The sequence below is a fragment of the Streptomyces sp. NPDC051567 genome, from assembly GCF_044454165.1.
In the GTDB taxonomy this organism is placed as follows: Bacteria; Actinomycetota; Actinomycetes; order Streptomycetales; family Streptomycetaceae; genus Streptomyces.
In genome coordinates this window covers 78,866-101,392 of sequence record NZ_JBITDK010000014.1, presented here as the reverse complement: position 1 = coordinate 101,392, position 22,527 = coordinate 78,866, and the positions used below count along the sequence as shown (strand labels likewise).

The 22,527-nt window shown below is 71.1% G+C and carries 20 protein-coding genes, 1 pseudogene and 1 riboswitch; of the genes and pseudogenes, 15 read left to right on the top strand and 6 right to left on the bottom strand.

Translation table 11 applies throughout. The features are described 5' to 3' along the window. Positions 1–49: 49 nt before the first annotated feature. The 5 genes and pseudogenes from ACIA5F_RS17710 (at position 50) to ACIA5F_RS17690 (ending at position 4,914) form a co-directional block, all read left to right on the top strand. Positions 50–1,375, top strand: a complete 1,326-nt coding sequence (locus ACIA5F_RS17710) for a hypothetical protein (RefSeq protein ID WP_399353861.1) — start codon at positions 50–52, stop codon at positions 1,373–1,375. A gap of 53 nt (positions 1,376–1,428) precedes the next feature. Next, positions 1,429–1,959 (top strand): annotated as a pseudogene (locus tag ACIA5F_RS17705) (ATP-binding protein); the annotation flags it as partial. Then, entirely contained in the window at positions 1,956–3,209 is a 1,254-nt protein-coding gene (gene dprA, locus ACIA5F_RS17700) for a DNA-processing protein DprA (RefSeq protein ID WP_399353859.1), read from the top strand. The pseudogene ACIA5F_RS17705 and the gene dprA, both read left to right, overlap by 4 nt. Positions 3,210–3,448: 239 nt before the next feature. Next, on the top strand, positions 3,449–4,285 hold the full coding sequence (gene whiG, locus ACIA5F_RS17695; RefSeq protein WP_399353857.1) for an RNA polymerase sigma factor WhiG: 837 nt from the start codon (positions 3,449–3,451) through the stop codon (positions 4,283–4,285). Positions 4,286–4,356: 71 nt separating this feature from the next. Further along, complete coding sequence (locus ACIA5F_RS17690) at positions 4,357–4,914, top strand: TetR/AcrR family transcriptional regulator (RefSeq protein WP_399353980.1); 558 nt, start codon at positions 4,357–4,359, stop codon at positions 4,912–4,914. Positions 4,915–5,074: 160 nt separating this feature from the next. Here the strand turns inward: ACIA5F_RS17690 and ACIA5F_RS17685 are convergent, their stop codons facing one another. Beyond that, positions 5,075–5,539, bottom strand: a complete 465-nt coding sequence (locus tag ACIA5F_RS17685) for a M23 family metallopeptidase (RefSeq protein WP_399353855.1) — start codon at positions 5,537–5,539, stop codon at positions 5,075–5,077. 248 nt (positions 5,540–5,787) lie between these two features. Between ACIA5F_RS17685 and rpsB the strand changes: the two genes are divergently transcribed. The 9 genes from rpsB to ACIA5F_RS17640 all read left to right on the top strand — a co-directional run bounded on the left by rpsB (position 5,788) and on the right by ACIA5F_RS17640 (position 15,798). Beyond that, complete coding sequence (gene rpsB, locus ACIA5F_RS17680) at positions 5,788–6,720, top strand: 30S ribosomal protein S2 (RefSeq protein WP_399353853.1); 933 nt, start codon at positions 5,788–5,790, stop codon at positions 6,718–6,720. Between the two features lie 135 nt (positions 6,721–6,855). Beyond that, positions 6,856–7,692 carry a translation elongation factor Ts gene (gene tsf / locus ACIA5F_RS17675; protein ID WP_399353851.1) on the top strand — a complete coding sequence of 279 codons (837 nt, stop codon included), beginning with the start codon at positions 6,856–6,858 and terminating at the stop codon, positions 7,690–7,692. A gap of 163 nt (positions 7,693–7,855) precedes the next feature. After that, positions 7,856–8,635 carry a UMP kinase gene (gene pyrH / locus ACIA5F_RS17670; protein WP_399353849.1) on the top strand — a complete coding sequence of 260 codons (780 nt, stop codon included), beginning with the start codon at positions 7,856–7,858 and terminating at the stop codon, positions 8,633–8,635. A gap of 84 nt (positions 8,636–8,719) precedes the next feature. Further along, positions 8,720–9,277 carry a ribosome recycling factor gene (frr, locus tag ACIA5F_RS17665; RefSeq protein WP_399353978.1) on the top strand — a complete coding sequence of 186 codons (558 nt, stop codon included), beginning with the start codon at positions 8,720–8,722 and terminating at the stop codon, positions 9,275–9,277. Continuing rightward, positions 9,277–10,347: a phosphatidate cytidylyltransferase gene (locus ACIA5F_RS17660; RefSeq protein WP_399353847.1), complete on the top strand. Its 1,071-nt coding sequence runs from the start codon at positions 9,277–9,279 to the stop codon at positions 10,345–10,347. Before frr ends, ACIA5F_RS17660 begins: the two co-directional genes overlap by 1 nt. 164 nt (positions 10,348–10,511) lie before the next feature. Beyond that, on the top strand, positions 10,512–11,621 hold the full coding sequence (gene rlmN, locus ACIA5F_RS17655; RefSeq protein ID WP_399353845.1) for a 23S rRNA (adenine(2503)-C(2))-methyltransferase RlmN: 1,110 nt from the start codon (positions 10,512–10,514) through the stop codon (positions 11,619–11,621). Positions 11,622–11,678: 57 nt separating this feature from the next. Beyond that, positions 11,679–11,786, top strand: a riboswitch (TPP riboswitch). 87 nt (positions 11,787–11,873) lie between these two features. Next, positions 11,874–12,968 carry a thiamine ABC transporter substrate binding subunit gene (locus tag ACIA5F_RS17650; RefSeq protein WP_399353843.1) on the top strand — a complete coding sequence of 365 codons (1,095 nt, stop codon included), beginning with the start codon at positions 11,874–11,876 and terminating at the stop codon, positions 12,966–12,968. 176 nt (positions 12,969–13,144) lie between these two features. After that, the gene (locus ACIA5F_RS17645; protein WP_399353976.1) at positions 13,145–14,761 is read left to right on the top strand and encodes an ABC transporter permease; all 1,617 of its coding nucleotides are present in this window, start codon (positions 13,145–13,147) and stop codon (positions 14,759–14,761) included. Beyond that, positions 14,761–15,798, top strand: coding sequence for an ABC transporter ATP-binding protein (locus tag ACIA5F_RS17640; protein WP_399353841.1), 1,038 nt, complete (start codon positions 14,761–14,763; stop codon positions 15,796–15,798). The genes ACIA5F_RS17645 and ACIA5F_RS17640 overlap by 1 nt, the downstream gene beginning before the upstream one ends. 76 nt (positions 15,799–15,874) lie before the next feature. On the opposite strand, the gene ACIA5F_RS17635 is transcribed toward ACIA5F_RS17640, so the two are convergent. From ACIA5F_RS17635 to ACIA5F_RS17615, 5 genes are all read right to left on the bottom strand, one after another. Beyond that, on the bottom strand, positions 15,875–16,813 hold the full coding sequence (locus ACIA5F_RS17635) for a hypothetical protein (protein WP_399353839.1): 939 nt from the start codon (positions 16,811–16,813) through the stop codon (positions 15,875–15,877). A gap of 133 nt (positions 16,814–16,946) precedes the next feature. Next, positions 16,947–18,020: a hypothetical protein gene (locus ACIA5F_RS17630; protein ID WP_399353837.1), complete on the bottom strand. Its 1,074-nt coding sequence runs from the start codon at positions 18,018–18,020 to the stop codon at positions 16,947–16,949. Continuing rightward, entirely contained in the window at positions 18,002–18,751 is a 750-nt protein-coding gene (locus ACIA5F_RS17625) for an ABC transporter ATP-binding protein (protein WP_399353835.1), read from the bottom strand. The genes ACIA5F_RS17630 and ACIA5F_RS17625 overlap by 19 nt, the downstream gene beginning before the upstream one ends. A gap of 244 nt (positions 18,752–18,995) precedes the next feature. Beyond that, positions 18,996–20,357, bottom strand: a complete 1,362-nt coding sequence (locus tag ACIA5F_RS17620) for an aspartate aminotransferase family protein (protein WP_399353833.1) — start codon at positions 20,355–20,357, stop codon at positions 18,996–18,998. Positions 20,358–20,360: 3 nt separating this feature from the next. Then, entirely contained in the window at positions 20,361–20,864 is a 504-nt protein-coding gene (locus tag ACIA5F_RS17615; RefSeq protein ID WP_399353974.1) for an Lrp/AsnC family transcriptional regulator, read from the bottom strand. Positions 20,865–21,033: 169 nt separating this feature from the next. Between ACIA5F_RS17615 and ACIA5F_RS17610 the strand changes: the two genes are divergently transcribed. After that, positions 21,034–22,473, top strand: a complete 1,440-nt coding sequence (locus ACIA5F_RS17610; RefSeq protein ID WP_399353831.1) for a gamma-aminobutyraldehyde dehydrogenase — start codon at positions 21,034–21,036, stop codon at positions 22,471–22,473. The last annotated feature ends 54 nt before the right edge of the window (positions 22,474–22,527 follow it).

Genomic DNA, 22,527 nt, shown 5'->3' with positions numbered 1-22,527 from the left:
GAAACTATGAGCACCAAATGATCTCGCAGCACACCGATCGGAGAGGCGCATGGGGGACACCTGGGGCCTGATGTTGGGCGACAGACAGATCAGGATGGGGAAGAACGAGACGCCCGCCAAGCTGATGACGGTCTTCCGTGAGGAAGACAAGTACCTGCACCTCGAATGGGCTCAGCGCGTCGACGAGGTCAACGCGCGTGGTGAGACAGCGTGGGACGAGCTTGTCGAGTTCGAGGGCTTCAACCATCGCGAGCTCTTCGGTTACCGGACCACAGTCCAGACGATCATGACTCGCCTCAAGCTGATGGGCTTCGATCCCGATCGATGCAGCCAAGAGATGATCAAGGATCTCGAAGGCGTCAACGAGGATGACATCGAGGACGGTCTTCTGGTGCTCAGCAGCCGTCCCACACGCGAGCGCAAGCAGGAGATCTGCCATCGGGTCTCTGCCGCCGAGGTCCTGAACACGGGGATCGCGGCCTACCTCAAGCGAGCGGAGGCCTTCGGGAACTGGAAAGTAGGGGACGGTCTCATAGAGCTGGCCGAGCTGGATGAAATTTGCGTTTCGCAGCTGGACTTCTTCTTTGATGACCTTGCAGTTGATCCGAGGCTTTTCCTTGCCCTGATCCTTAGCTCTCAGGAGCCTAATGAGGTACTACAGCTCGACCTGAGCCAACTCCTCATGGCCGGCTACTTTGAGAGCAGCGAGGCGGTCTCGACCGAGGCCCTCCAGCAGCTGCGAGATGAGACGGCGAGCAGTGGACCCATCATCGTCATCACCGAGGGGAAGTACGACTCCCGTGTCCTGGGCCGGGCGCTACCTATCGTCAGGCCCGACATCGCTGGCTACTTCGCCTTCTGGGACCTTGAGGAGACCAAGGCAGCCGGCGGGACGGACCGGGTGGTCGCCAACCTCAGGAGCTTCGCAGCCGCAGGTGTGATGAACCGTGTCATCGCCCTCGTCGACAACGATGCGGCTGGACTGGCTGCACTGAAGACCTTGGCCAACCCGGCTCTTCCCAAGAACTACATCGCTCGCAATCTGCCCGATCTGGACTACGCGCGCGCTTATCCAACCCACGGACCTTCGGGCCCAGGCCAGGACGACGTCAACGGCCGAGCATGCTCTGTCGAGTTCTACTTCGGCCTGGAGTGCCTCATCGGCCCTGACGGAAATCCCGTCCCCATCCAGTGGACATCGCTGAACAAATCGGTGAACACATGGCAGGGAGAGCTGCAGAACAAGCGCTACGTCGAAGAGAGGATCGATGCCCTGCTTGACGCTGCGGAAGCTGGACAGGTGCCACTGGACGAGCGCTGGGATCCCCTTCGGGAGATCGCGCAGATCCTCATCGATGCTGCCCAGAGCCGGTAGTCGCATCCGGCACTGCCAGCGGTCAACGGTCAGCTCCAAACCATAGCCACAAGCTCGCGGCCAACCCGTGCCCCTGCGGCCGGCACACGCTCCACGGGGCGGGCTGCGAATGCCCGGCCTCGGTGATCCGGCGCTACCAGGCCCGGCTGTCCGGGCCGCTGCTCGACCGGGTGGACCTGAGGGTGGAGGCCGAACCGGTCACCCGGTCCGACCTGCTCGGCCACGGCGACCGGGGGGAGTCCACGGCCGTGGTCGCGGACCGGGTCCGGGAGGCCAGGGACCGCGCCGGGGCCCGGCTCACCGGCACCCCCTGGCGGCTCAACTCCGAAGTACCCGGGCACGAGCTGCGCACCCGCTGGCAGGCCGCCCCCGGGGCCCTCGCGCAGGCCGAGCGGGACCTGGAACGGGGGCTGCTCACCGCGCGCGGCCTGGACCGGGTCCTGCGGGTCGCCTGGACCGTGACCGACCTGCGGGGCGGAGACCGGCCCGGGGCGTCGGACGTGGCCGTCGCGCTGGAACTGCGGACCGGGATCGCCCGCGGGACGGCGCTCACCACGACGCTCGCCACGAGGCCGTGGTCATGACCGGCGGCGAGGAACCGGAGCTGCTGGCGAGGGCCGCGTTGACCCGGGTGCTGGAGCCGGGGGACGAGCAGGGCGGGCGCTGGCTGCGCGAGCTCGGTGCCGTCGGGCTGATACGGCTGCTGACCGGCCGGGACCCCGGTGCCGACCCCGGGCCCGGGACCGGTTTCGGCGCCGGGGGTGACTCCGGCCCCGGTCCTGATCCGGTGGACGGCCCCGGTGCCCGTCCCGGCCCCGGTGCCGGTCCGGGAGCGGTGGGGTCCGGCGGGGTGGGGGTGCGGCGGCTCGACGGGTACCGCAGGCGGGCGGCGCTGGCCGACCCCCGGCGGGACCTGGCGGCAGCCGCCGCCTCGGGCGCACGGTTCGTCTGCCCCGGATCGGCGGAGTGGCCGACCCAGCTGGACGACCTCGGCGACGCCCGGCCGGTCGGGCTGTGGGTGCGGGGCCGGCCGAACCTGCGGAGCTGGGCCCTGCGCTCGGTCGCCGTGGTCGGGGCCCGGGCCTGCACCCCGTACGGCGCGCACATGGCCCAGACCCTGGCCGCCGGACTCGCCGAGCGGGGCTGGGTCGTGGTCTCCGGGGCGGCCTACGGGATCGACGGCGCCGCGCACCGGGGAGCCCTCGCGTCCGGCGGCGCCACGGTCGCGGTGCTGGCCTGCGGTGTGGACGTGGCGTACCCGCGCGGACACGCCGGGCTCCTCGGCCGGATCGCCGGACAGGGCCTGGTCCTGGGCGAGCTGCCGCCCGGCGGTCACCCGACCGCCAGCAGGTTCGTCCTGCGCAACCGGGTCATCGCCGCACTCACCCGGGGCACGGTGGTGGTGGAGGCGGCCCACCGCAGCGGCTCGCTGGTCACCGCCCGGCGGGCCCAGCGGCTCGGGCGGTTCACCATGGGCGTCCCCGGACCCGCCACCAGCGGACTCTCGGCCGGGGTGCACGAACTGCTGCGGAGCGGGGCGGAGCTGGTCACCGACGCGGCCGAGGTGGTCGAACTGGTCGGCGCCATGGGAGAGCTGGCCCCCGAGCGGCACGGTCCGGTGCTCGCCCGGGACCTCCTCGACCCGGAGGCGGCCCGAGTCCTCGAAGCACTCCCGGCGGGCCGGCCCGCGGACCCGGAGGCGGTGGCACTTGCCTCCGGCACCAGCACCGATGAAGTCATCGGCAGACTGTACGAACTTCACTCTCTGGGGTTCGTCGAACGGCAGGGCGACGGCTGGCAGTTGAGCAGACAAACGCCGGAAGGGGGCAGGTAAACCGGCGCCGCCCGGCGAGGCGGTCATTGACCTGGGGCGTTCCGGTGAAAGAGTGAAGCCGATGAGAGACGCGGTCTTCCCGGTGGCAGTCGCCGGGACCGTGCGCCAGGCGCCGGTCCCGGGCCGCACACGCGGGTCGGGACGCCCTCGGGGCCCCGTGCCATCCCGTACTCTTCGCGCACCGCGACACTTCCGTCACGCTACGCTCCCAAGGAATCCGGCTCCGGCAAAGGCGAAGCATGCCCCAGCACACCTCAGGGTCCGACCGCGCCGCGCTGCCCCCCGCTGCCCGTGGCAGTGCGCGGCCCCCCGAGCCCTCGTCGCTGGAGGTGCTGTGGCGCTCGTACAAGGACTCGGGTGACGAGCGGCTGCGGGAGCAGTTGATCCTGCACTACTCGCCGTTGGTGAAGTACGTCGCCGGCCGGGTCAGTGTGGGGCTGCCGCCCAATGTGGAGCAGGCCGACTTCGTCTCCTCCGGGGTCTTCGGACTGATCGACGCCATCGAGAAGTTCGACATCGAACGGTCCATCAAGTTCGAGACCTACGCGATCACCCGCATCCGCGGGGCGATGATCGACGAACTGCGGGCGCTGGACTGGATTCCCCGCTCCGTCCGGCAGAAGGCGCGAGCGGTGGAGCGGGCCTACGCCACGCTGGAAGCGCAACTGCGGCGCACCCCGACCGAGGGAGAGGTGGCCGGAGAGATGGGGATCGCCGTGGAGGATCTCCACACGGTCTTCAGCCAGTTGTCGCTGGCCAATGTGGTCGCCCTGGAAGAGCTGCTGCACGTCGGCGGGGAGGGCGGCGACCGGCTCTCGCTGATGGACACCCTGGAGGACACCGCCGCCGACGACCCGGTGGAGGTGGCCGAGGACCGCGAGCTGCGAAGGCTGCTGGCCCGGGCCATCAACACCCTGCCCGAGCGGGAGAAGACGGTGGTGACCCTCTACTACTACGAGGGCCTGACCCTGGCCGAGATCGGCAACGTCCTGGGCGTCACCGAGAGCCGGGTGAGCCAGATCCACACCAAGTCGGTGCTCCAGTTGCGGGCGAAACTGGCGGACGTCGGACGGTAGGCCCACAGGGCTGCCAGGGACTTGCGGAACCTCCGTAGAGTGGACGCGTGCCCAGGATTCGAGCGGCCTCCGTGGCCGAGCACCGGTCGATGCAGCGCGGCGCCCTCTTGGACGCCGCGCGTTCCCTGCTGTCCGAAGGCGGGACGGAAGCGCTGACCTTCCCCGCCCTCGCGGAGCGGACCGGGCTCGCCCGGTCCTCCGTCTACGAGTACTTCCGGTCCCGCGCGGCGGTGGTCGAGGAGCTGTGCGCGGTGGACTTCCCCGTGTGGGCGGCCGAGATCGAGGTGGCGATGGAGCAGGCGCCGTCGCCGGAGGCGAAGATCGAGGCGTACGTGCGCAGCCAGCTCGGGCTGGTGGGGGACCGGCGGCACCGGGCGGTGGTGGCCATCTCGGCCGGCGAGCTCGACGCCGGGGCGCGGGAGAAGATCCGCGCCGCCCACGGCGGCCTGGTGGCGATGATCGTCGAGGCGCTGAGCGCACTGGGGCAGAGCGAGCCGAGGCTCGCCGCGATGCTGTTGCAGGGTGTGGTGGACGCGGCCGTCCGGCGCATCGAGCTGGGGACGGCCGAGGACCCGGCGGTCGTGACGGACGCCGCCGTCGCCATGGCCCTGCGCGGCGTCCAGGGCTGAGCCGCCCGAATCCGGAATCCGGAATCCGGACCCAGAATCCTGGCTCCGGTTCCGTTGTCGGTTCCGCCGGTGTTCTCTCCCCCCCCGCCCCCCGCCCCCCCCGCCCCCGCCCCCGCCGCCCTCCCCTCCGCCTTCCCGTGCGGGGTGGTGCTGGTTGGTGTCACGGCTCCGGTTCGGAGAGGGGCAGCAGGCGGGGGACCGGGCGGGGGAGGAGGGTCAGCGGGTTCAGGTAGGTGGTGCCCGCCAGGAGCCCCCAGTGGAGGCAGGGGCCCGGACAGTGGGAGCCCTCCGTCAGGACCGCGACCACCTGGCCCGCCGTGACCGGCTCGCCCTCCGCGACCAGCGGGCGGACCGGCTCGTACGTGGTGCGCAGGCCGTTCGCCAGGGTGAGGGAGAGGACCCCGCGCCCCGCGACCGGGCCGGCGTGGTGGACCCGGCCGTCGGCGACCGCCCGGATCTCCGCGCCCACCGGGGCCCGCAGGTCCACACCGCGGTGCCCCGCCGCGTAAGGGGTCGGGGGCGGGTCCCACCAGCGCGCCACCGACAGGGGCGGGGGCAGCGGACGGAACCCGGGGACGGCCGCCTGGGCCAGGGCCAGCAACAGGGTGAGCAGCAGTGTCGTCATGGACCACAGGGTCCCGCCCGTGCGCGGAGCGCGCCGGAGCCTGTGGACAGCGGGCGGACTGTGGACAAACGCGTCACCCGGCACACCGCCGGGTCCCGTACACTTCTTGTGGCGATCCGGGTCACCGGGTCGACTTCGCACGCCCCGGCACCAGCCCGAAACGGCCAGGTGGAAGCGTTTCTCGGTCCCTCAAGGGGCAGGACGCGGCGGGGCGTCAGGAACCAAACCGAGAAACCAAGGAGATGGCCATGGCCGTCGTCACGATGCGGGAGCTGCTGGAAAGCGGCGTCCACTTCGGTCACCAGACCCGTCGCTGGAACCCGAAGATGAAGCGCTTCATCTTCACCGAGCGCAACGGCATCTACATCATCGACCTGCTCCAGTCGCTGTCGTACATCGACCGCGCCTACGAGTTCGTCAAGGAGACCGTCGCCCACGGCGGCTCCATCATGTTCGTCGGTACGAAGAAGCAGGCCCAGGAGGCCATCGCCGAGCAGGCGACGCGCGTCGGCATGCCGTACGTCAACCAGCGCTGGCTGGGTGGCATGCTCACCAACTTCTCCACCGTCTACAAGCGCCTCCAGCGTCTGAAGGAGCTTGAGGCGATCGACTTCGAGGACGTCGCCGCCTCGGGTCTCACCAAGAAGGAGCTCCTGGTCCTCTCCCGCGAGAAGACCAAGCTGGAGAAGACCCTCGGTGGTATCCGCGAGATGTCGAAGGTCCCCAGCGCCGTCTGGATCGTCGACACCAAGAAGGAGCACATCGCCGTCGGTGAGGCGCGCAAGCTCCACATCCCGGTCGTCGCGATCCTCGACACCAACTGCGACCCCGACGAGGTCGACTACAAGATTCCGGGCAACGACGACGCGATCCGCTCCGTCACCCTGCTCACCCGCGTGATCGCCGACGCCGTCGCCGAGGGCCTCATCGCCCGTTCCGGTGCCGCGACCGGTGACTCGAAGCCGGGCGAGAAGGCCGTCGCCGAGCCGCTCGCCGAGTGGGAGCGCGACCTGCTCGAGGGCGAGAAGAAGGCCGACGACGCCGAGGCTGTCGTCGAGACCCCCGCCGTCGAGACCCCCGCCGTCGAGGCCGAGGCTGTCGAGACCCCCGCGGTCGAGGCTCCGGCCGCCGACGCCGAGGCTGTCGTCGAGGCCCCGGCCGCCGACGCCGAGCAGGCCTGACCCACTGAGAGTGCCCGGCGTTCACCCGCCGGGCACTCCCAGCACGGACGATGACGGCGGGGGAGCCGCGCCACGAGCGCGCCTCCCCCGCCGTTGACCCGTAGATCTACGACTTCGAGAGAGAATCACAGACTCATGGCGAACTACACCGCCGCTGACGTCAAGAAGCTCCGCGAGCTCACCGGCGCCGGCATGATGGACTGCAAGAACGCGCTGGTCGAGGCCGACGGTGACGTCGACAAGGCCATGGAAGCGCTCCGTATCAAGGGTCAGAAGGGCGTCGCCAAGCGCGAGGGCCGTTCTGCCGAGAACGGCGCCGTCGTCTCCCTCATCTCCGATGACCACACCACCGGTGTCATCGTCGAGCTGAAGTGCGAGACGGACTTCGTCGCCAAGGGTGACAAGTTCCTGGACGTCGCCAACCAGCTGGCCGCCCACGTCGCCGCCACCTCCCCGGCGGACATCGAGGCGCTGCTGGCGTCCGAGATCGAGGCCGGCAAGACCGTCCAGGCGTTCGTGGACGAGGCCAACGCCAACCTCGGCGAGAAGATCGTCCTGGACCGCTTCGCGCAGTTCACCGGCGGTTACGTCGCGTCGTACATGCACCGCACGATGCCCGACCTGCCGTTCCAGATCGGTGTCCTCGTCGAGCTCGACAAGGAGAACGCCGAGGTCGCCCGCGGCGTCGCGCAGCACATCGCCGCGTTCGCCCCGCAGTGGCTGTCCAAGGAAGACGTCCCGGCCGAGAAGGTCGAGTCCGAGCGTCGCATCGCCGAGGAGGTCACCCGCGCCGAGGGCAAGCCCGAGGCCGCCCTCCCGAAGATCGTCGAAGGCCGCATCAACGGCTTCTTCAAGGACGTCACGCTCCTGGGCCAGCCGTACGCGCTGGACAACAAGAAGTCCGTCCAGAAGGTTCTGGACGAGGCCGGTGTCACCCTGGTGCGCTTCAGCCGCATCAAGGTCGGCATCTGAAGTCCGTCCGTACACGACGGACACCGGACCCCGGTAGGGTCTGAGGCAGTCGTCCGCGCTCGCGCAGGACGACCGCAGATCTGACGAGGAGGCCATTGCCGTAGAGGGAACCGCGAGGACCCACCGGCAATGGCCTTCTTCGTATGTGCACGAGGAGATCTCCATGAATCAGGGCGTGGCCCCCCACACCGCATCCGACGACAAGAGCGACCAGCAGGAGAAGGGCCGCCGCTTCATGCTGAAGCTGTCGGGCGAAGCCTTCTCCGGCGGCGGAGGACTGGGCGTCGATCCCGATGTCGTCCACGCCATCGCGCGTGAGATCGCCGCGGTGGTCCGCGACGGCGCGGAGATCGCCGTCGTGATCGGCGGCGGCAACTTCTTCCGCGGCGCCGAGCTCCAGCAGCGCGGCATGGACCGGGCCCGGTCCGACTACATGGGCATGCTCGGCACCGTCATGAACTGCCTCGCCCTCCAGGACTTCCTGGAGAAGGAGGGCATCGACTCCCGCGTCCAGACCGCCATCACCATGGGCCAGGTCGCGGAGCCGTACATCCCGCTGCGTGCCGTGCGCCACCTGGAGAAGGGACGCGTCGTCATCTTCGGCGCCGGTATGGGCATGCCGTACTTCTCCACCGACACCACGGCCGCCCAGCGTGCCCTGGAGATCGACGCCGAGGCCCTGCTCATGGGCAAGAACGGTGTCGACGGGGTCTACGACTCCGACCCGAAGAAGAACCCGGACGCGGTGAAGTTCGACGCGCTGGAGTACAGCGAGGTGCTCTCCCGCGACCTCAAGGTCGCCGACGCCACCGCCATCACGCTGTGCCGCGACAACAAGCTGCCGATCCTCGTCTTCGAGCTGCTCGCCGAGGGCAACATCGCCCGCGCCGTCAAGGGTGAGAAGATCGGCACGCTCGTCAGCGACCAGGGAACCCGGGACTGAGCACGCCGTTGCCGGGCCGGACCCTCGCGGCCGAGCCCGCCCCGCCAGCCTGAACCATCCACTCAAGACATGCAGGAGCACGTGGTGACCGAAGAGATCCTCCTCGAGGCCGAGGAGAAGATGGAAAAGGCCGTCGTCGTCGCCAAGGAAGACTTCGCCGCGATTCGCACCGGTCGTGCGCACCCGGCGATGTTCAACAAGATCGTGGCGGACTACTACGGCGCCATCACGCCCATCAACCAGCTCGCCTCCTTCTCGGTGCCCGAGCCGCGCATGGCGATCGTGACCCCGTTCGACAAGAGCGCCCTGCGCAACATCGAACAGGCCATCCGCGACTCCGACCTCGGTGTCAACCCGAGCAACGACGGCAGCATCATCCGGGTGAACTTCCCCGAGCTGACGCAGGACCGCCGCAAGGAGTACATCAAGGTCGCCCGCACCAAGGCCGAGGACTCCAAGATCTCGCTCCGCGCCGTCCGCCGCAAGGCGAAGGACGCCCTTGACAAGCTCGTCAAGGACAAGGAGGCGGGCGAGGACGAGGTGCGCCGCGCGGAGAAGGAGCTCGACGACACCACCACGAAGTACGTCGCGCAGGTGGACGAGCTGCTGAAGCACAAGGAAGCCGAGCTCCTCGAGGTCTGATGAACGACTCTTCCTGGGCCGTGGAGCCGGTTGCGGCGGGTCCCGCATACGATGCGCTGGTGGGCCCGCACACTCGGCCCATGCCCATCGTGCCCGATGCCGCCGGCCGTGATTTCGACGACCGGGACGCACGCGATCGGGGGGCCGCCGCTGCCGGCGGCCCCCCGTTCCGCGCCGAGACGCCGCCGCAGGAGCCCATGCCCAGCCCCCCGCCCTCACCGGCCCCGCAGGACGCCTCGCCCCCGCCGCAGAAGAAGCGGGCGGGGCGCGATCTGCGTGCCGCCATAGGGGTCGGAGTCGGCCTCGGCGTGGTGATCTTCGCCTCGCTCTTCGTCGTCAAGGCGGTCTTCGTCGGCGTCGTCGTCGTCGCGGTCGTCGTGGGCCTGTGGGAGCTGACCTCCCGGCTCCAGGAACGCAAGGGCATCAAGGCGCCACTGGTACCCCTCGCCGTCGGCGGCGCGGCCATGGTCGTCGCCGGGTACGTCCAGGGGGCCGAGGGCGCCTGGGTCGCCATGGCCCTGACCGCGCTGGCGGTCCTGGTCTGGCGGATGACCGAACCGCCGGAGGACTACCTCAAGGACGTCACGGCGGGCGTCTTCGCCGCCTTTTACGTGCCGTTCCTGGCCACCTTCGTCACCCTGCTGCTCACCGCGGACGACGGTGCGCAGCGGGTCATCACCTTCCTGGTCCTGACCGTGGTCAGCGACACCGGGGCGTACGCGGTCGGCTGGCGCTTCGGCAAGCACAAGCTCGCGCCGCGCATCAGCCCCGGCAAGACCCGTGAGGGGCTGTTCGGGGCGATCGCCTTCGCGATGGTGGCCGGCGCGCTGTGCATGGAGTTCCTGATCGACGGCGGCTCCTGGTGGCAGGGCCTGCTGCTGGGGCTCGCGGTCGCGGTCAGCGCCACGCTGGGCGACCTCGGCGAGTCGATGATCAAGCGGGACCTGGGGATCAAGGACATGGGCACCCTGCTGCCGGGCCACGGCGGCATCATGGACCGGCTGGACTCCCTGCTGCCGACGGCGCCCGTGGTGTGGCTGCTGCTGGCGGCCTTCGTCGGCACCGGTTGACCCGGGCGGGTTATCCTGAAAAGCGCGTCACCCGTCGGTGGCGCGCTTTTCCCGTGTTTCGGGGTGGACCCGTGAGGTCTCCCGGCACCGCTCGTGCCGTCGACAACGCTCCGCCGATGCGGAGCCCGCCCGCACCGGGCTCGTAATACTGAGGAGTACCGCTCATGGCCCCCGTTCCGGGAGAGCTCACCTTCGTCGCCCCCCGCGGAGCCAAGAAGCCCCCGCGGCACCTCGCCGACCTCACCCCCGAGGAGCGCCGTGAGGCCGTCGCGGCGATCGGTGAGAAGCCGTTCCGGGCCAAGCAGCTCTCGCAGCACTACTTCGCCCGGTACACGCACGACCCGGCCGAGTGGACCGACATCCCCGCAGGTTCCCGGGAGAAGCTCCAGCAGGAGCTGCTGCCGGACCTGATGAACGTCCTGCGGCACATCAGCTGCGACAACGACACCACGCGCAAGACCCTGTGGAAGCTGCACGACGGCACGCTCGTCGAGTCCGTGCTGATGCGCTACCCCGACCGGGTCACCATGTGCATCTCCTCGCAGGCGGGCTGCGGGATGAACTGTCCCTTCTGCGCCACCGGCCAGGCGGGTCTGGACCGCAACCTGTCCACCGCCGAGATCGTGCACCAGATCGTCGACGGCATGCGCGCGCTGCGCGACGGCGAGGTCCCCGGCGGCCCGGCCCGGCTCTCCAACATCGTCTTCATGGGCATGGGCGAGCCGCTGGCCAACTACAAGCGGGTCGTCGGCGCCATCCGCCGGCTGACCGACCCGGCCCCCGACGGCCTGGGCCTCTCCCAGCGCGGCATCACCGTCTCCACCGTCGGCCTGGTCCCGGCCATGCTCCGCTTCGCGGACGAGGGCTTCAAGTGCCGTCTCGCCGTCTCCCTGCACGCCCCGGACGACGAGCTGCGCGACACCCTCGTGCCCGTCAACACCCGCTGGAACGTCCGCGAGGTCCTCGACGCGGCCTGGGAGTACGCCGAGAAGTCCGGCCGCCGGATCTCCATCGAGTACGCCCTGATCCGCGACATCAACGACCAGGCGTGGCGCGGCGACCTGCTCGGCAAGCTCCTCAAGGGCAAGCGGGTGCACGTCAACCTGATCCCGCTGAACCCGACGCCCGGCTCGAAGTGGACCGCCTCGCGGCCCGAGGACGAGAAGGCGTTCGTCGAGGCCATCGCCCGCCACGGCGTGCCGGTGACCGTCCGTGACACCCGGGGGCAGGAGATCGACGGCGCTTGCGGTCAGCTGGCGGCGTCTGAGCGGTAATTCCGGTCCGGACCGATCGGATTCGGCCGCACGGTACGCTGTGCCCGAACAAATTTCATATTCCGACAGGGGAGCGCCACAGCGCTGAGAGTGCGGTAAGTCATCCGCAGACCCTCTGAACCTCGCCCCGGTCATGCGGGGTAGGAAGTTCGGTCACCACTCAAGCTGTTGTTGCGCCCTGCCCTGCCTCCGTTCGCGCGGAGCGCGGGGCGGGGCCGCGTCTTCTCCTGGTCAGCCCAGGAGGAATTCACAGTGAGCACCACCAAGAAGTTCACGGGCGCGCTGCTCGCGACCGCGCTGGGTGTCACCACGCTCGGCGCCTGCGGGAGCGGGGAGAAGAAGGCCGCGGAGACCGGCGGGGCGGCGAAGCCCGAGGCCGTCACGCTCGTCTCCCACGACTCCTTCGACGTGAGCGACACGGTCCTCAAGGAGTTCGAGCAGCAGAGCGGCTACACCGTGAAGGTGCTGAAGTCCGGTGACGCCGGCACGGCGCTGAACCAGGAGATCCTCACCAAGGGCTCCCCGCGCGGCGACGTCTTCTTCGGCGTGGACAACACGCTGCTCTCGCGCGCCCTCGACAACGGTGTCTTCGTCCCCTACGAGGCCAAGGGCCTGGGCGAGGTGAAGCCGGAGTACGTGCTCGACCAGCAGCACCGCGTCACCCCGGTCGACTCCGGTGACGTCTGCGTCAACTACGACAAGCAGTACTTCGCCGACAAGAAGCTCGCCCCGCCGCAGACGCTGGACGACCTGATCAAGCCCGAGTACAAGAACCTGCTGGTCACCGAGAACCCGGCGACCTCCTCGCCCGGCCTCGGCTTCCTGCTCGCCTCGGTCGGCAAGTACGGCGAGGAGGGATGGAAGGAGTACTGGGGCAAGCTCAGGGCCAACGGCGTCGAGGTCGTCGACGGCTGGGAGCAGGCGTACAACGGGCGCTTCTCCGGTTCCGCGGGCGGCAAGAAGGCCAAGGGGGACCGTCCGCTGGTCGTCTCCTACGCCTCCAGCCCGCCGGTCGAGGTGCTGTACGCGGACCCGCAGCCGGCCGAGGCGCCGACCGGGGTCGCCACCGGCACCTGCTTCCGCCAGATCGAGTTCGCGGGCCTGCTGAAGGGCGCGAAGAACGAGGAGGGCGGCAAGGCGCTCCTCGACTTCCTGATCGGCAAGAAGTTCCAGGAGGACCTGCCGCTCAAGATGTTCGTGAACCCGGTGGTCAAGAACGCCGTCCTGCCGGAACTCTTCACCCAGCACGGCGTGGTCGTGGAGAAGCCGGAGAACGTCGCTCCGCAGACCATCGCCGAGAACCGCGAGCAGTGGGTCAAGGCATGGACCTCGCTCGTCGTGAAGTGAGCGGTACGGGGGGACCGGACGCGGCGGCGGAGGGCCCCGCGTCCGGTCCCCGGCCCCGCGCCTGCCCCGGCTCCCGCCCCGGCCCCGGCTCCCGGTCCGGTTTCGGCTTCGGCTTCGGCGGAGGTTTTGGTGCGGCGGGCGGCGGGCGGCGGGCGACCGCGGTGCGGCTCGCCCTGATGGCCGTGCCCCTCGCCTTCTTCGGGCTGTTCTTCGCCTACCCCGTCGCCGCGATCGTCGGCCGCGGGCTCACGACGGAGAGCGGCTGGCGGTTCGGCCGGATCGGCGAGGTGCTGGCCCGGCCCGACATCGCCGGCGTGCTCTGGTTCACCACCTGGCAGGCGCTCGCCTCCACGGCGCTCACGCTCCTGGTCGCACTCCCCGGCGCGTACGTCTTCGCGCGCTTGGAGTTCCCCGGCAGACAGGTGCTGCGGGCGGTGGTGACCGTCCCGTTCGTCCTGCCCACCGTGGTCGTCGGCACGGCCTTCCTGGCCCTGGTCGGGCGGGGCGGGCTGCTGGACGACCTGTGGGGGGTCCGGCTGGACACCACCGTCTGGGCGATCCTGCTCGCGCACGTCTTCTTCAACTACGCGGTCGTCGTACGGACGGTCGGCGGGCTGTGGGCACAGCTGGACCCGCGCCAGGAGGAGGCCGCCCGGGTCCTGGGCGCGGGGCGGTTCGCGGCCTGGCGCCGGGTGACGCTGCCCGCGCTGGCCCCGGCGGTGGCCGCCGCCACCCTGATGGTCTTCCTCTTCACCTTCACCTCCTTCGGCGTCGTGCAGATCCTGGGCGGACCGGCGTACTCCACCCTGGAGGTGGAGGTCTACCGGCAGACCGCGCAGTTCCTGGACCTGCCGACGGCCGCCGTGCTGACGATGGTGCAGTTCGCGGCGGTCGGCGCGATCCTCGGCGTGCACGCCTGGACCGTGCGCAAACGGGAGACCGCGCTACGGCTCGTGGACCCGGCGCGCACGGCGCACGCGCCGCGCGGCGCCGGACAGCGCACGCTGCTCGGCGCGGTGCTGCTGTCGGTGGCGCTGCTGATCGTCCTGCCGCTGGGGGTGCTGGTGGAACGGTCCTTCGACGCCCCCGGCGGATACGGCCTCGGCTTCTACCGGGCACTGCAGGACGCGGGCGCCGGCGGCGGGACGTTCCTGGTGCCGCCGCTGGAGGCGATCGGGAACTCCCTGCGGTACGCGCTGGTCGCGACCGCCCTCGCCCTGGTGATCGGAGGGCTCGCGGCGGCGGCGCTGACCCGGCGCGGGGGCCGCTTCGCGCGCGGGTTCGACGCGCTGCTGATGCTCCCGCTCGGGGTGTCCGCCGTCACCGTGGGCTTCGGCTTCCTGATCACCCTGGACGAGCCGCCGCTGGACCTGCGGACCTCGTGGGTCCTGGTCCCGCTGGCGCAGGCGCTGGTGGGCGTGCCGTTCGTCGTCCGGACCATGCTGCCGGTGCTGCGGGCCGTGGACGGGCGGCTGCGGGAGGCGGCGGCCGTGCTCGGCGCGTCCCCGCTGCGGGCGTGGCGGGAGGTGGACCTGCCGCTGGTGCGGCGGGCCCTGCTGGTCGCGGCCGGGTTCGCCTTCGCGGTCTCGCTGGGGGAGTTCGGCGCGACCGTCTTCATCGCGCGGCCGGACGAGCCGACGCTGCCGGTGGCCGTGGCACGGCTGCTGGGGCGGGCCGGTGAGCTGAACTACGGGCAGGCGATGGCCCTGAGCACGATTCTGATGCTGGTGTGCGCGGTGTCCCTGCTGGTGCTGGAGCGGCTGCGACCCGACAAGACCTCGGGAGAATTCTGATGACACTGCTCCGGCTGGAAGGGGTCTCGGTCCGCTTCGGCGGGCGCGCGGGCGAGGGCGTGGACGTCCTGGACCGTGTGGACCTCACGGTCGCCGCGCACGAGACCGTGTGCGTCCTGGGGCCGAGCGGCAGCGGGAAGTCCACGCTGCTGCGGGTCGTCGCCGGGCTCCAGCCCGTCTCGGACGGCCGGGTGCTGCTGGACGGCGTGGACCAGGCGCGCGTGCCCGTGCACCGGCGCGGGGTGGGCCTGATGTTCCAGGACCACCAGCTCTTCCCGCACGGGGACGTGGCCGGGAACGTCGCCTTCGGACTGCGGATGCGGGGCTCCGCGCGGGCGTCGTACAGGGACCGGGTCGCGGAGCTGCTGGAGCTGGTCGGGCTTCCCGGGGCCGGGGGCCGGGCGGTGGCCTCGCTCTCCGGCGGCGAGCAGCAGCGGGTGGCGCTGGCCCGGGCGCTGGCGCCCTCGCCGCGGCTGCTGATGCTGGACGAACCGCTGGGGCAACTGGACCGGAGGCTGCGGGAGCGGCTGGTGGTGGAGTTGCGGGAGCTGTTCTCCCGGCTGGGCACCACGGTGCTGGCCGTCACCCACGACCAGGGCGAGGCGTTCGCGCTGGCCGACCGGGTGGTGGTGATGCGCGGCGGGCGGATCGCGCAGGCCGGCACCCCGCTGGAGGTGTGGCAGCGGCCGGCCTCGGAGTTCGTGGCGCGGTTCCTGGGCTTCGAGAACGTGGTCCCGGCGCGGGTGTCGAGGGGCGTCGCGGTCACCCCGTGGGGCGGGGTCCCGGTGCCGGCCGGCTCCCCCGAGGGGGAGCAGCGGGTCCTGATCCGGCCCGCCGGGGTGGTGCTCGGGACGGCCGGCCTGGCCTGCGAGGTGGTGGCCCGCACCTTCCGCGGCAGCCATGTCGCGCTGCGGCTGCGCCCGGAGTCGGGGCCGGTGCTGGAGGCGGAGTGCGCCCCGGCCGGGGCCCCCTCCCGGGGGGACCGCGTCGCGGTGGCCTTCGCCCCGGCCGAGGTGGTCGTCCTCCCGGCGGCCTGAGCCGCCCGGTGCCGCGGCCGGTGGACCTTTCCGGTCGTGGCACCGGCACCGGTGTCAGCACCGGGCCCGGCCGGGCCTACGTCGAGGACAGGGCCGCCCCGTCCGCCGGAACCGGGTCGGGGTCCGGGCCGGGGTCGGGTCCGGGTGGTCCGGCGGCCTCGTGCTTGCCGTACCAGGCCACGGCGACGGCGCCCGCCACCGCCAGGACGAAGCCCAGCACCGCCAGCCAGGCCAGCCCCGGGCGGGAGGCGTCGCCCAGCAGCAGGACACCGATCGCGCCCGGCAGGACCGTCTCGCCGACGACCAGGGCGGCGGTCGCGCCGTTCACCGAGCCGATCTGGAGGGCGACGGTGTGGAGGTACATGCCGCCGCTCCCGGCCAGCAGGATGGCGTAGAGCGCCGGGTCGGCGAGGAGGGTGGGGAGGTGGAAGGGTTCGACGCCGTCCAGGATGCGGACGCCGACACCCAGCGCGCCGAAGCCCAGGCCCGAGAGCAGGCCCGCCAGGATCGCGGCCCGGCCGCCGAGGAGACGGACGGCCACGGTGCCGCCCACGATCAGCAGGACGGTGATGCCCAGCAGCCACCAGTGCGTGGACATCGGGGCGTGGTGGCCGCCCTCGTGGCCCGCGGCCGTCGCCAGCAGCACCAGAGCCGCGCAGACGACCCCGATCGAGGTCCACTCCTTGCGCGTCAGCCGGATGCCCAGCATCTTCACGCTCAGCACGGCGGTGACCACCAGGTTGGCGCTGATCACGGTCTGGGAGAGGAAGAGCGGCAGCATCCGGGCGGCCAGCGCGCCCAGCCCGAAGCCCACGAAGTCCAGGATCGTGCCGACGATGAACTCCCAGGTCATCGCCGCCTTGGCGGTGGACGACAGGTTGGGGCCGCCGTGCGCGGTCACCCCGGCGGAGGGTGGGGACATCCGGGCCGCGCGGCGCGAGCCCACGGCTTGCAGCACGGACCCCGTCCCGTAGCAGATGGATGCCGCGACAGCGGTCAGCAGGCCAATGAGCACCAAGGGCTCCGTTCACGTCCGGCAGGTGTGCGTACCTCTGCCAGACGTGTGAACCGGCCGCGAAGTTGCCTCCGGAGCCCGATCCGTCGCCGCCGTCGCCGGGAGGCTTCCGGCCGGGCCGGGGCCGGCGGGGTCAGCGGGTCAGCGCGAGCGAGGTCAGCTGCGCCACGGCCCAGCTGAGGGGGACGCACACGGCCGTCAGGGCGGTGATCCGCAGACCCGCCGCGGACCGCAGGGTCCTGGCCGGGGCGCCCAGGTCGAGCAGGGCCCGGCGGGCGGCGGAGCGGGCCGGGTGCACCCCGGAGGAGGAGACGAGCAGGGTCGCGGCGGCGCAGAGCGCCACCAGGGCGACGGCCATCCCGGTCAGCGGGCCCAGCGGGACGCGCAGGCCGTCCCGGTCGCCCAGGAGCACGGCGGCCAGGGTCCCGGCGCCGACGGCGCACAGCACGCCGAGCGGCGGGCCGAGCCGGGGCGCCTCCTCCTGGAGGGCCCGTCCGGCCAGCAGCCGCAGCGCGCCCGGCCGTACGGCCTGGACCAGTGCTCCGCACGCGTAGGCCAGGCTCGGTCCGGCGAGGGCGAGTCCGACCGCGGTCAGCGCCCAGCCGGCCGGCATCCCGGCGCCGCCCCGGCCCGCGGACGCCTCGACGGCCAGCCCGGACGCGGTGAGCGCGATGCCCCAGGGCAGGCCGGTCTGCGGGGCCAGGGGTGCGCGCGGGCGCAGCGCGAGGGCGGTGGCGGTGGCGGCCGTCAGCGGGACCAGGGCCAGCAGGGTGAGGGCGGCGGCCACCGGCAGCGGCCGGCCCGCGTGGAGCAGGGCGGCCCCGGCCCCGTCGAAGGGCAGGCCGCTGAGGTCTCCGCGCAGGTGGAGGAAGACGGCCAGGGCCAGGGCGCTGCCGAGGGCGCAGGCGACGGCGGTGGAGACCGCCGCGGCCAGGGCGAGGCGTACGGGTCCCAGCCCGGCGGCGTCGAGCCCCTCGCGGGGCCGGGTCGCGGGGTCGGACCGGGCGACGGCGACGGCGAACTGGACGGTGACGGCCAGCGGGACCAGGGCCCACAGCAGTCTCGGGAACGATCCGGCGGGCCGGTCCACGGCCTCCAGGAGCACGTACAGCAGCAGGAACCCGGTGCCGGCCGCGGCGACGGCGACCAGCAGCCGGCGCAGCTGGACCAGCGGCCGGGAGCCGCGGGCTAGGCGGAGAGCGAGCACGCGGCCTGGCCCTCCTGGGTCTCGGAGGCGGGGGAGGGAGCGGGGGAGGAGGCGGCCGGGTCGGGCCGTCCGTCGAGCAGGGCGACCCGGCGGTCGGCCGCGGCGGCGGTCTCCTCGTCGTGGGTGGCGAGCAGCACGGTGATCCCGTGGGAGCGGGCCGCGGTGGTCAGGGTGCGCAGCAGCAGGCTCCGCTCGGCGCGGTGCAGCGGGGCGGTGGGCTCGTCGGCGAAGATCACGGCGGGCTCGTTGACCAGGGCGCGGGCCAGGGCGACCCGCTGGCACTCGGCCCGGTTGAGGGCGCGGGGGCGTTTGCGGGCGAAGGCGCCGATGTCGAGGCGGTCCAGCCAGGCGCAGGCGGCGCGCTTGGCGCTGCGGTGCGGGGCGCCGGCGAGGAGCATCGGCAGGGCCGCGTTCTCCCAGACCTTGAGCTCGGGCAGGAGCTGCGGATCGGGGCCGAGCCAGCCGAACCGGTCGCGGCGCAGCCGTTCGCGGGCGGCGGCGCCCAGGGTGTGGACGGGCACGCCGTCGAACCAGACCTCGCCCTGCTCGGGCAGCAGCCGCCCGGACAGGCAGCGCAGCAGGGTGGTCTTGCCGCTGCCGCGCGGGCCGGTCAGCGCCAGGATCTCGCCCTCGCGGACTTCGACGCAGACGCCGATGAGGCCGGGCGAGCCGCTGTGGGAGTAGTGCAGGGAGCGTGCCCGGAGCACATCGTTGTCCGGCGGGGCCACCATGGCGTACACCTCTTCGGTTCGACTGCGGATCGCGACTCGACCAGCCCGGCTCCCCCGTGCGGGGGAACGAAGGCGGAGGCCGATCGGTCACTGGTGTCGTAAAGAGATGAAAAGAGATGAACGTCTTGTCTGCCGACAGCACACGGCCCGTGCCCCCGCGTTCTCACTCGAACGGGGGGACACGGGCCGTGCGACGGGGCCGGACGGGGCCGGGCCTGGCGGGATCAGGCGGGGCCGGGCGGGGTCAGAGCTTGGTCCACGCCTCGGTGAGCACCGAGCGCAGGATGCCCTCGATCTCGTCGAAGGTGCCCTGGTCCGCGATGAGCGGGGGCGCGAGCTGGATGACCGGGTCGCCGCGGTCGTCGGCCCGGCAGTACAGGCCGTTGTCGAAGAGCGCCTTGGACAGGAAGCCGTACAGGACGCGCTCGGTCTCCTCGTCCGTGAAGGACTCCTTGGTGGTCTTGTCCTTGACGAGCTCGATGCCGTAGAAGAAGCCGTTGCCGCGGACGTCGCCGACGATCGGCAGGTCGTGCAGCTTCTTCAGCGTCGAGAAGAAGGCGTCCTCGTGGTCCAGCACGTGCTGGTTGAGGCCCTCCTTGTCGAAGAGGTCGAGGTTGGCCAGCGCGACGGCCGAGGAGACCGGGTGGCCGCCGAAGGTGTAGCCGTGCAGGAAGGTGTTGTCGCCCTTGTAGAAGGGCTCCGCGAGACGGTCCGAGATGATGCAGGCGCCGATCGGGGAGTAGCCCGAGGTCATGCCCTTGGCGCAGGTGATCATGTCCGGCACGTAGTCGAACTTGTCGCAGGCGAACATCGTGCCGAGGCGGCCGAAGGCGCAGATCGTCTCGTCGGAGACGAGCAGGACGTCGTACTGGTCGCAGATCTCGCGGACGCGCCGGAAGTACCCGGGCGGCGGCGGGAAGCAGCCGCCCGCGTTCTGCACCGGCTCCAGGAAGACGGCGGCGACGGTGTCGGCGCCCTCGAAGAGGATCTCCTGCTCGATCTGGTCGGCGCACCAGCGGCCGAACGCCTCGGGGTCGTCGCCGTAGATCGGGGCGCGGTAGATGTTGGTGTTCACCACCTTGCGCGCGCCGGGGACCAGCGGCTCGAAGGGGGCCTTGAGGGCGGGCAGGCCGGTGATGGACAGGGCGCCCTGCGGGGTGCCGTGGTAGGCGACCGCACGCGAGATGACCTTGTACTTGGTGTGCTTGCCCTGGAGCTTGAAGTACTGCTTGGCGAGCTTCCAGGCGGTCTCGACGGCCTCGCCGCCGCCGGTGGTGAAGAAGACCTTGTTCAGGTCGCCCGGGGCGTAGCCGGCCAGGCGCTCGGCGAGCTCGACGGCCTTGGGGTGGGCGTACGACCAGATGGGGAAGAACGCGAGTTCCTGGGCCTGCTTGTAGGCGACCTCGGCCAGTTCCTTGCGGCCGTGACCCGCGTTGACCACGAACAGTCCGGCGAGACCGTCCAGGTAGCGCTTGCCCTTGTCGTCCCAGATGTAGGTGCCCTCACCCCGGACGATGGTGGGGACGGGGGAGTTCTCGTACGAGGACATGCGGGTGAAGTGCATCCACAGGTGGTCGTACGCGGTCTTGGAGAGGTCCTGGCTCACGGGCTATCGAGTTCCCCACATGTAGGTCTGTTTCTTCAGCTTCAGGTAGACGAAGCTTTCGGTTGATCGCACGCCGGGGAGCGCGCGGATCTTCTTGTTGATCGTTTCGAGCAGGTGGTCGTCGTCCTCGCAGACGATCTCCACCATCAGGTCGAACGAGCCCGCGGTCATCACCACGTACTCGCACTCGGCCATCGCGGTCAGCGCGTCGGCCACGGGGTCGAGGTCTCCCTCGACGTTGATCCCGACCATCGCCTGGCGCCGCAGCCCCACGGTGAGGGGGTCGGTGACGGCGACGATCTGCATGACGCCCTGGTCGAGCAGTTTCTGCACCCGCTGGCGCACCGCTGCTTCGGAGAGGCCGACGGCCTTGCCGATCGCCGCGTAGGGGCGGCGGCCGTCCTCCTGCAGTTGTTCGATGATCGCCAGGGACACGGCGTCGACCGGAGGGGACGGTTGTCTGTTCCTGGAATCTGCGCTTCGACTGACCACACCCTCACTGTGCACGAGGAGTCGTCTGTTCCGCAAGGCTGAATCGATGAAATCCGTTGTCTGGGGACTCTGATCTCACTGATTTCGTAGTTCGTGGGTCATGGCTCTGCCGAAAGCCTCTGCCGAGGCGATAGGGTGGGGAATTGTCTCAACCCTTGGACATGTGATCAGGAGAGTGGCTGTAGTGACCACCGAACTGCGTCGTCTGCGCAACTACATCGGCGGGGAGTTCAAGGACGCCGCCGACGGGCGGACCACCGAGGTGGTCAACCCGGCCACCGGCGAGGCGTACGCCACCGCCCCGCTGTCCGGCCAGGCGGACGTCGACGCCGCCATGGCCGCCGCCGCTGCCGCCTTCCCGGGCTGGCGCGACACCACCCCCGCCGAGCGGCAGCGGGCCCTGCTGAAGATCGCGGACGCCTTCGAGGCGCGCGCCGACGAACTCGTCGCCACCGAGTCGCAGAACACCGGCAAGCCGCTGGGCCTCACGGCCAGCGAGGAGCTGCCGCCGATGGTGGACCAGATCCGGTTCTTCGCGGGCGCCGCCCGGCTGCTGGAGGGCCGCTCGGCCGGCGAGTACATGGAGGGCATGACCTCCATCGTCCGCCGCGAGCCGGTCGGCGTCTGCGCCCAGGTCGCGCCGTGGAACTACCCGATGATGATGGCCGTGTGGAAGTTCGCGCCCGCCATCGCCGCGGGCAACACCGTCGTCCTCAAGCCCTCGGACACCACCCCCGCCTCCACCGTCCTGATGGCGGAGATCATCGACTCGGTCCTGCCCAAGGGCGTCTTCAACGTCCTCTGCGGTGACCGCGAGACCGGCCGGGCCATGGTCGAGCACCCCACCCCGGCGATGGCCTCCATCACCGGCTCGGTCCGCGCGGGCATGCAGGTCGCCGAGAGCGCGTCGAAGGACGTCAAGCGCGTCCACCTGGAGCTCGGCGGCAAGGCCCCGGTCGTGGTCTTCGAGGACGCCGACCTGGCCAAGGCCGTGGAGGACATCGCGGTCGCCGGGTACTTCAACGCCGGACAGGACTGCACCGCCGCCACCCGCGTGCTCGTCCACGAGTCGGTCCACGACGAGTTCGTGACCGCCCTCGCCAAGGCCGCCGCCGACACGAAGACCGGGCAGCCGGACGACGAGGACGTGCTCTACGGCCCGCTGAACAACCCGAACCAGCTCCAGCAGGTCGCGGGCTTCATCGAGCGGCTCCCCGCCCACGCCAAGGTCGAGGCGGGCGGCCACCGGGTCGGCGAGAAGGGCTACTTCTACGCCCCGACCGTGGTCTCCGGCCTCAAGCAGGACGACGAGATCATCCAGAACGAGGTCTTCGGCCCCGTCATCACCGTCCAGTCCTTCACCGACGAGGCCCAGGCCCTGGAGTACGCGAACGGCGTCGACTTCGCCCTGGCCTCCTCCGTGTGGACCAAGGACCACGGCCGCGCGATGCGGATGTCCAAGAACCTCGACTTCGGCTGCGTGTGGATCAACACCCACATCCCGCTCGTCGCCGAGATGCCGCACGGCGGCTTCAAGAAGTCCGGCTACGGCAAGGACCTCTCCGCGTACGGCTTCGAGGACTACACGCGCATCAAGCACGTGATGACCTCGCTCGACGGCTGACGGCTGACGGCTGACGGCTGACGGCTGACGGCTTACGGCGTCCGACGGTTGACG

Coding starts and splice junctions, on each gene's coding strand:
- ACIA5F_RS17710 (WP_399353861.1), top strand. CDS start 50: ATGGGGGACACCTGGGGCCTGATGTTGGGCGACAGACAGATCAGGATG.
- dprA (WP_399353859.1), top strand. CDS start 1,956: ATGACCGGCGGCGAGGAACCGGAGCTGCTGGCGAGGGCCGCGTTGACC.
- whiG (WP_399353857.1), top strand. CDS start 3,449: ATGCCCCAGCACACCTCAGGGTCCGACCGCGCCGCGCTGCCCCCCGCT.
- ACIA5F_RS17685 (WP_399353855.1), bottom strand. CDS start 5,539: ATGACGACACTGCTGCTCACCCTGTTGCTGGCCCTGGCCCAGGCGGCC.
- rpsB (WP_399353853.1), top strand. CDS start 5,788: ATGGCCGTCGTCACGATGCGGGAGCTGCTGGAAAGCGGCGTCCACTTC.
- tsf (WP_399353851.1), top strand. CDS start 6,856: ATGGCGAACTACACCGCCGCTGACGTCAAGAAGCTCCGCGAGCTCACC.
- pyrH (WP_399353849.1), top strand. CDS start 7,856: ATGAATCAGGGCGTGGCCCCCCACACCGCATCCGACGACAAGAGCGAC.
- ACIA5F_RS17660 (WP_399353847.1), top strand. CDS start 9,277: ATGAACGACTCTTCCTGGGCCGTGGAGCCGGTTGCGGCGGGTCCCGCA.
- rlmN (WP_399353845.1), top strand. CDS start 10,512: ATGGCCCCCGTTCCGGGAGAGCTCACCTTCGTCGCCCCCCGCGGAGCC.
- ACIA5F_RS17645 (WP_399353976.1), top strand. CDS start 13,145: ATGGCCGTGCCCCTCGCCTTCTTCGGGCTGTTCTTCGCCTACCCCGTC.
- ACIA5F_RS17640 (WP_399353841.1), top strand. CDS start 14,761: ATGACACTGCTCCGGCTGGAAGGGGTCTCGGTCCGCTTCGGCGGGCGC.
- ACIA5F_RS17625 (WP_399353835.1), bottom strand. CDS start 18,751: ATGGTGGCCCCGCCGGACAACGATGTGCTCCGGGCACGCTCCCTGCAC.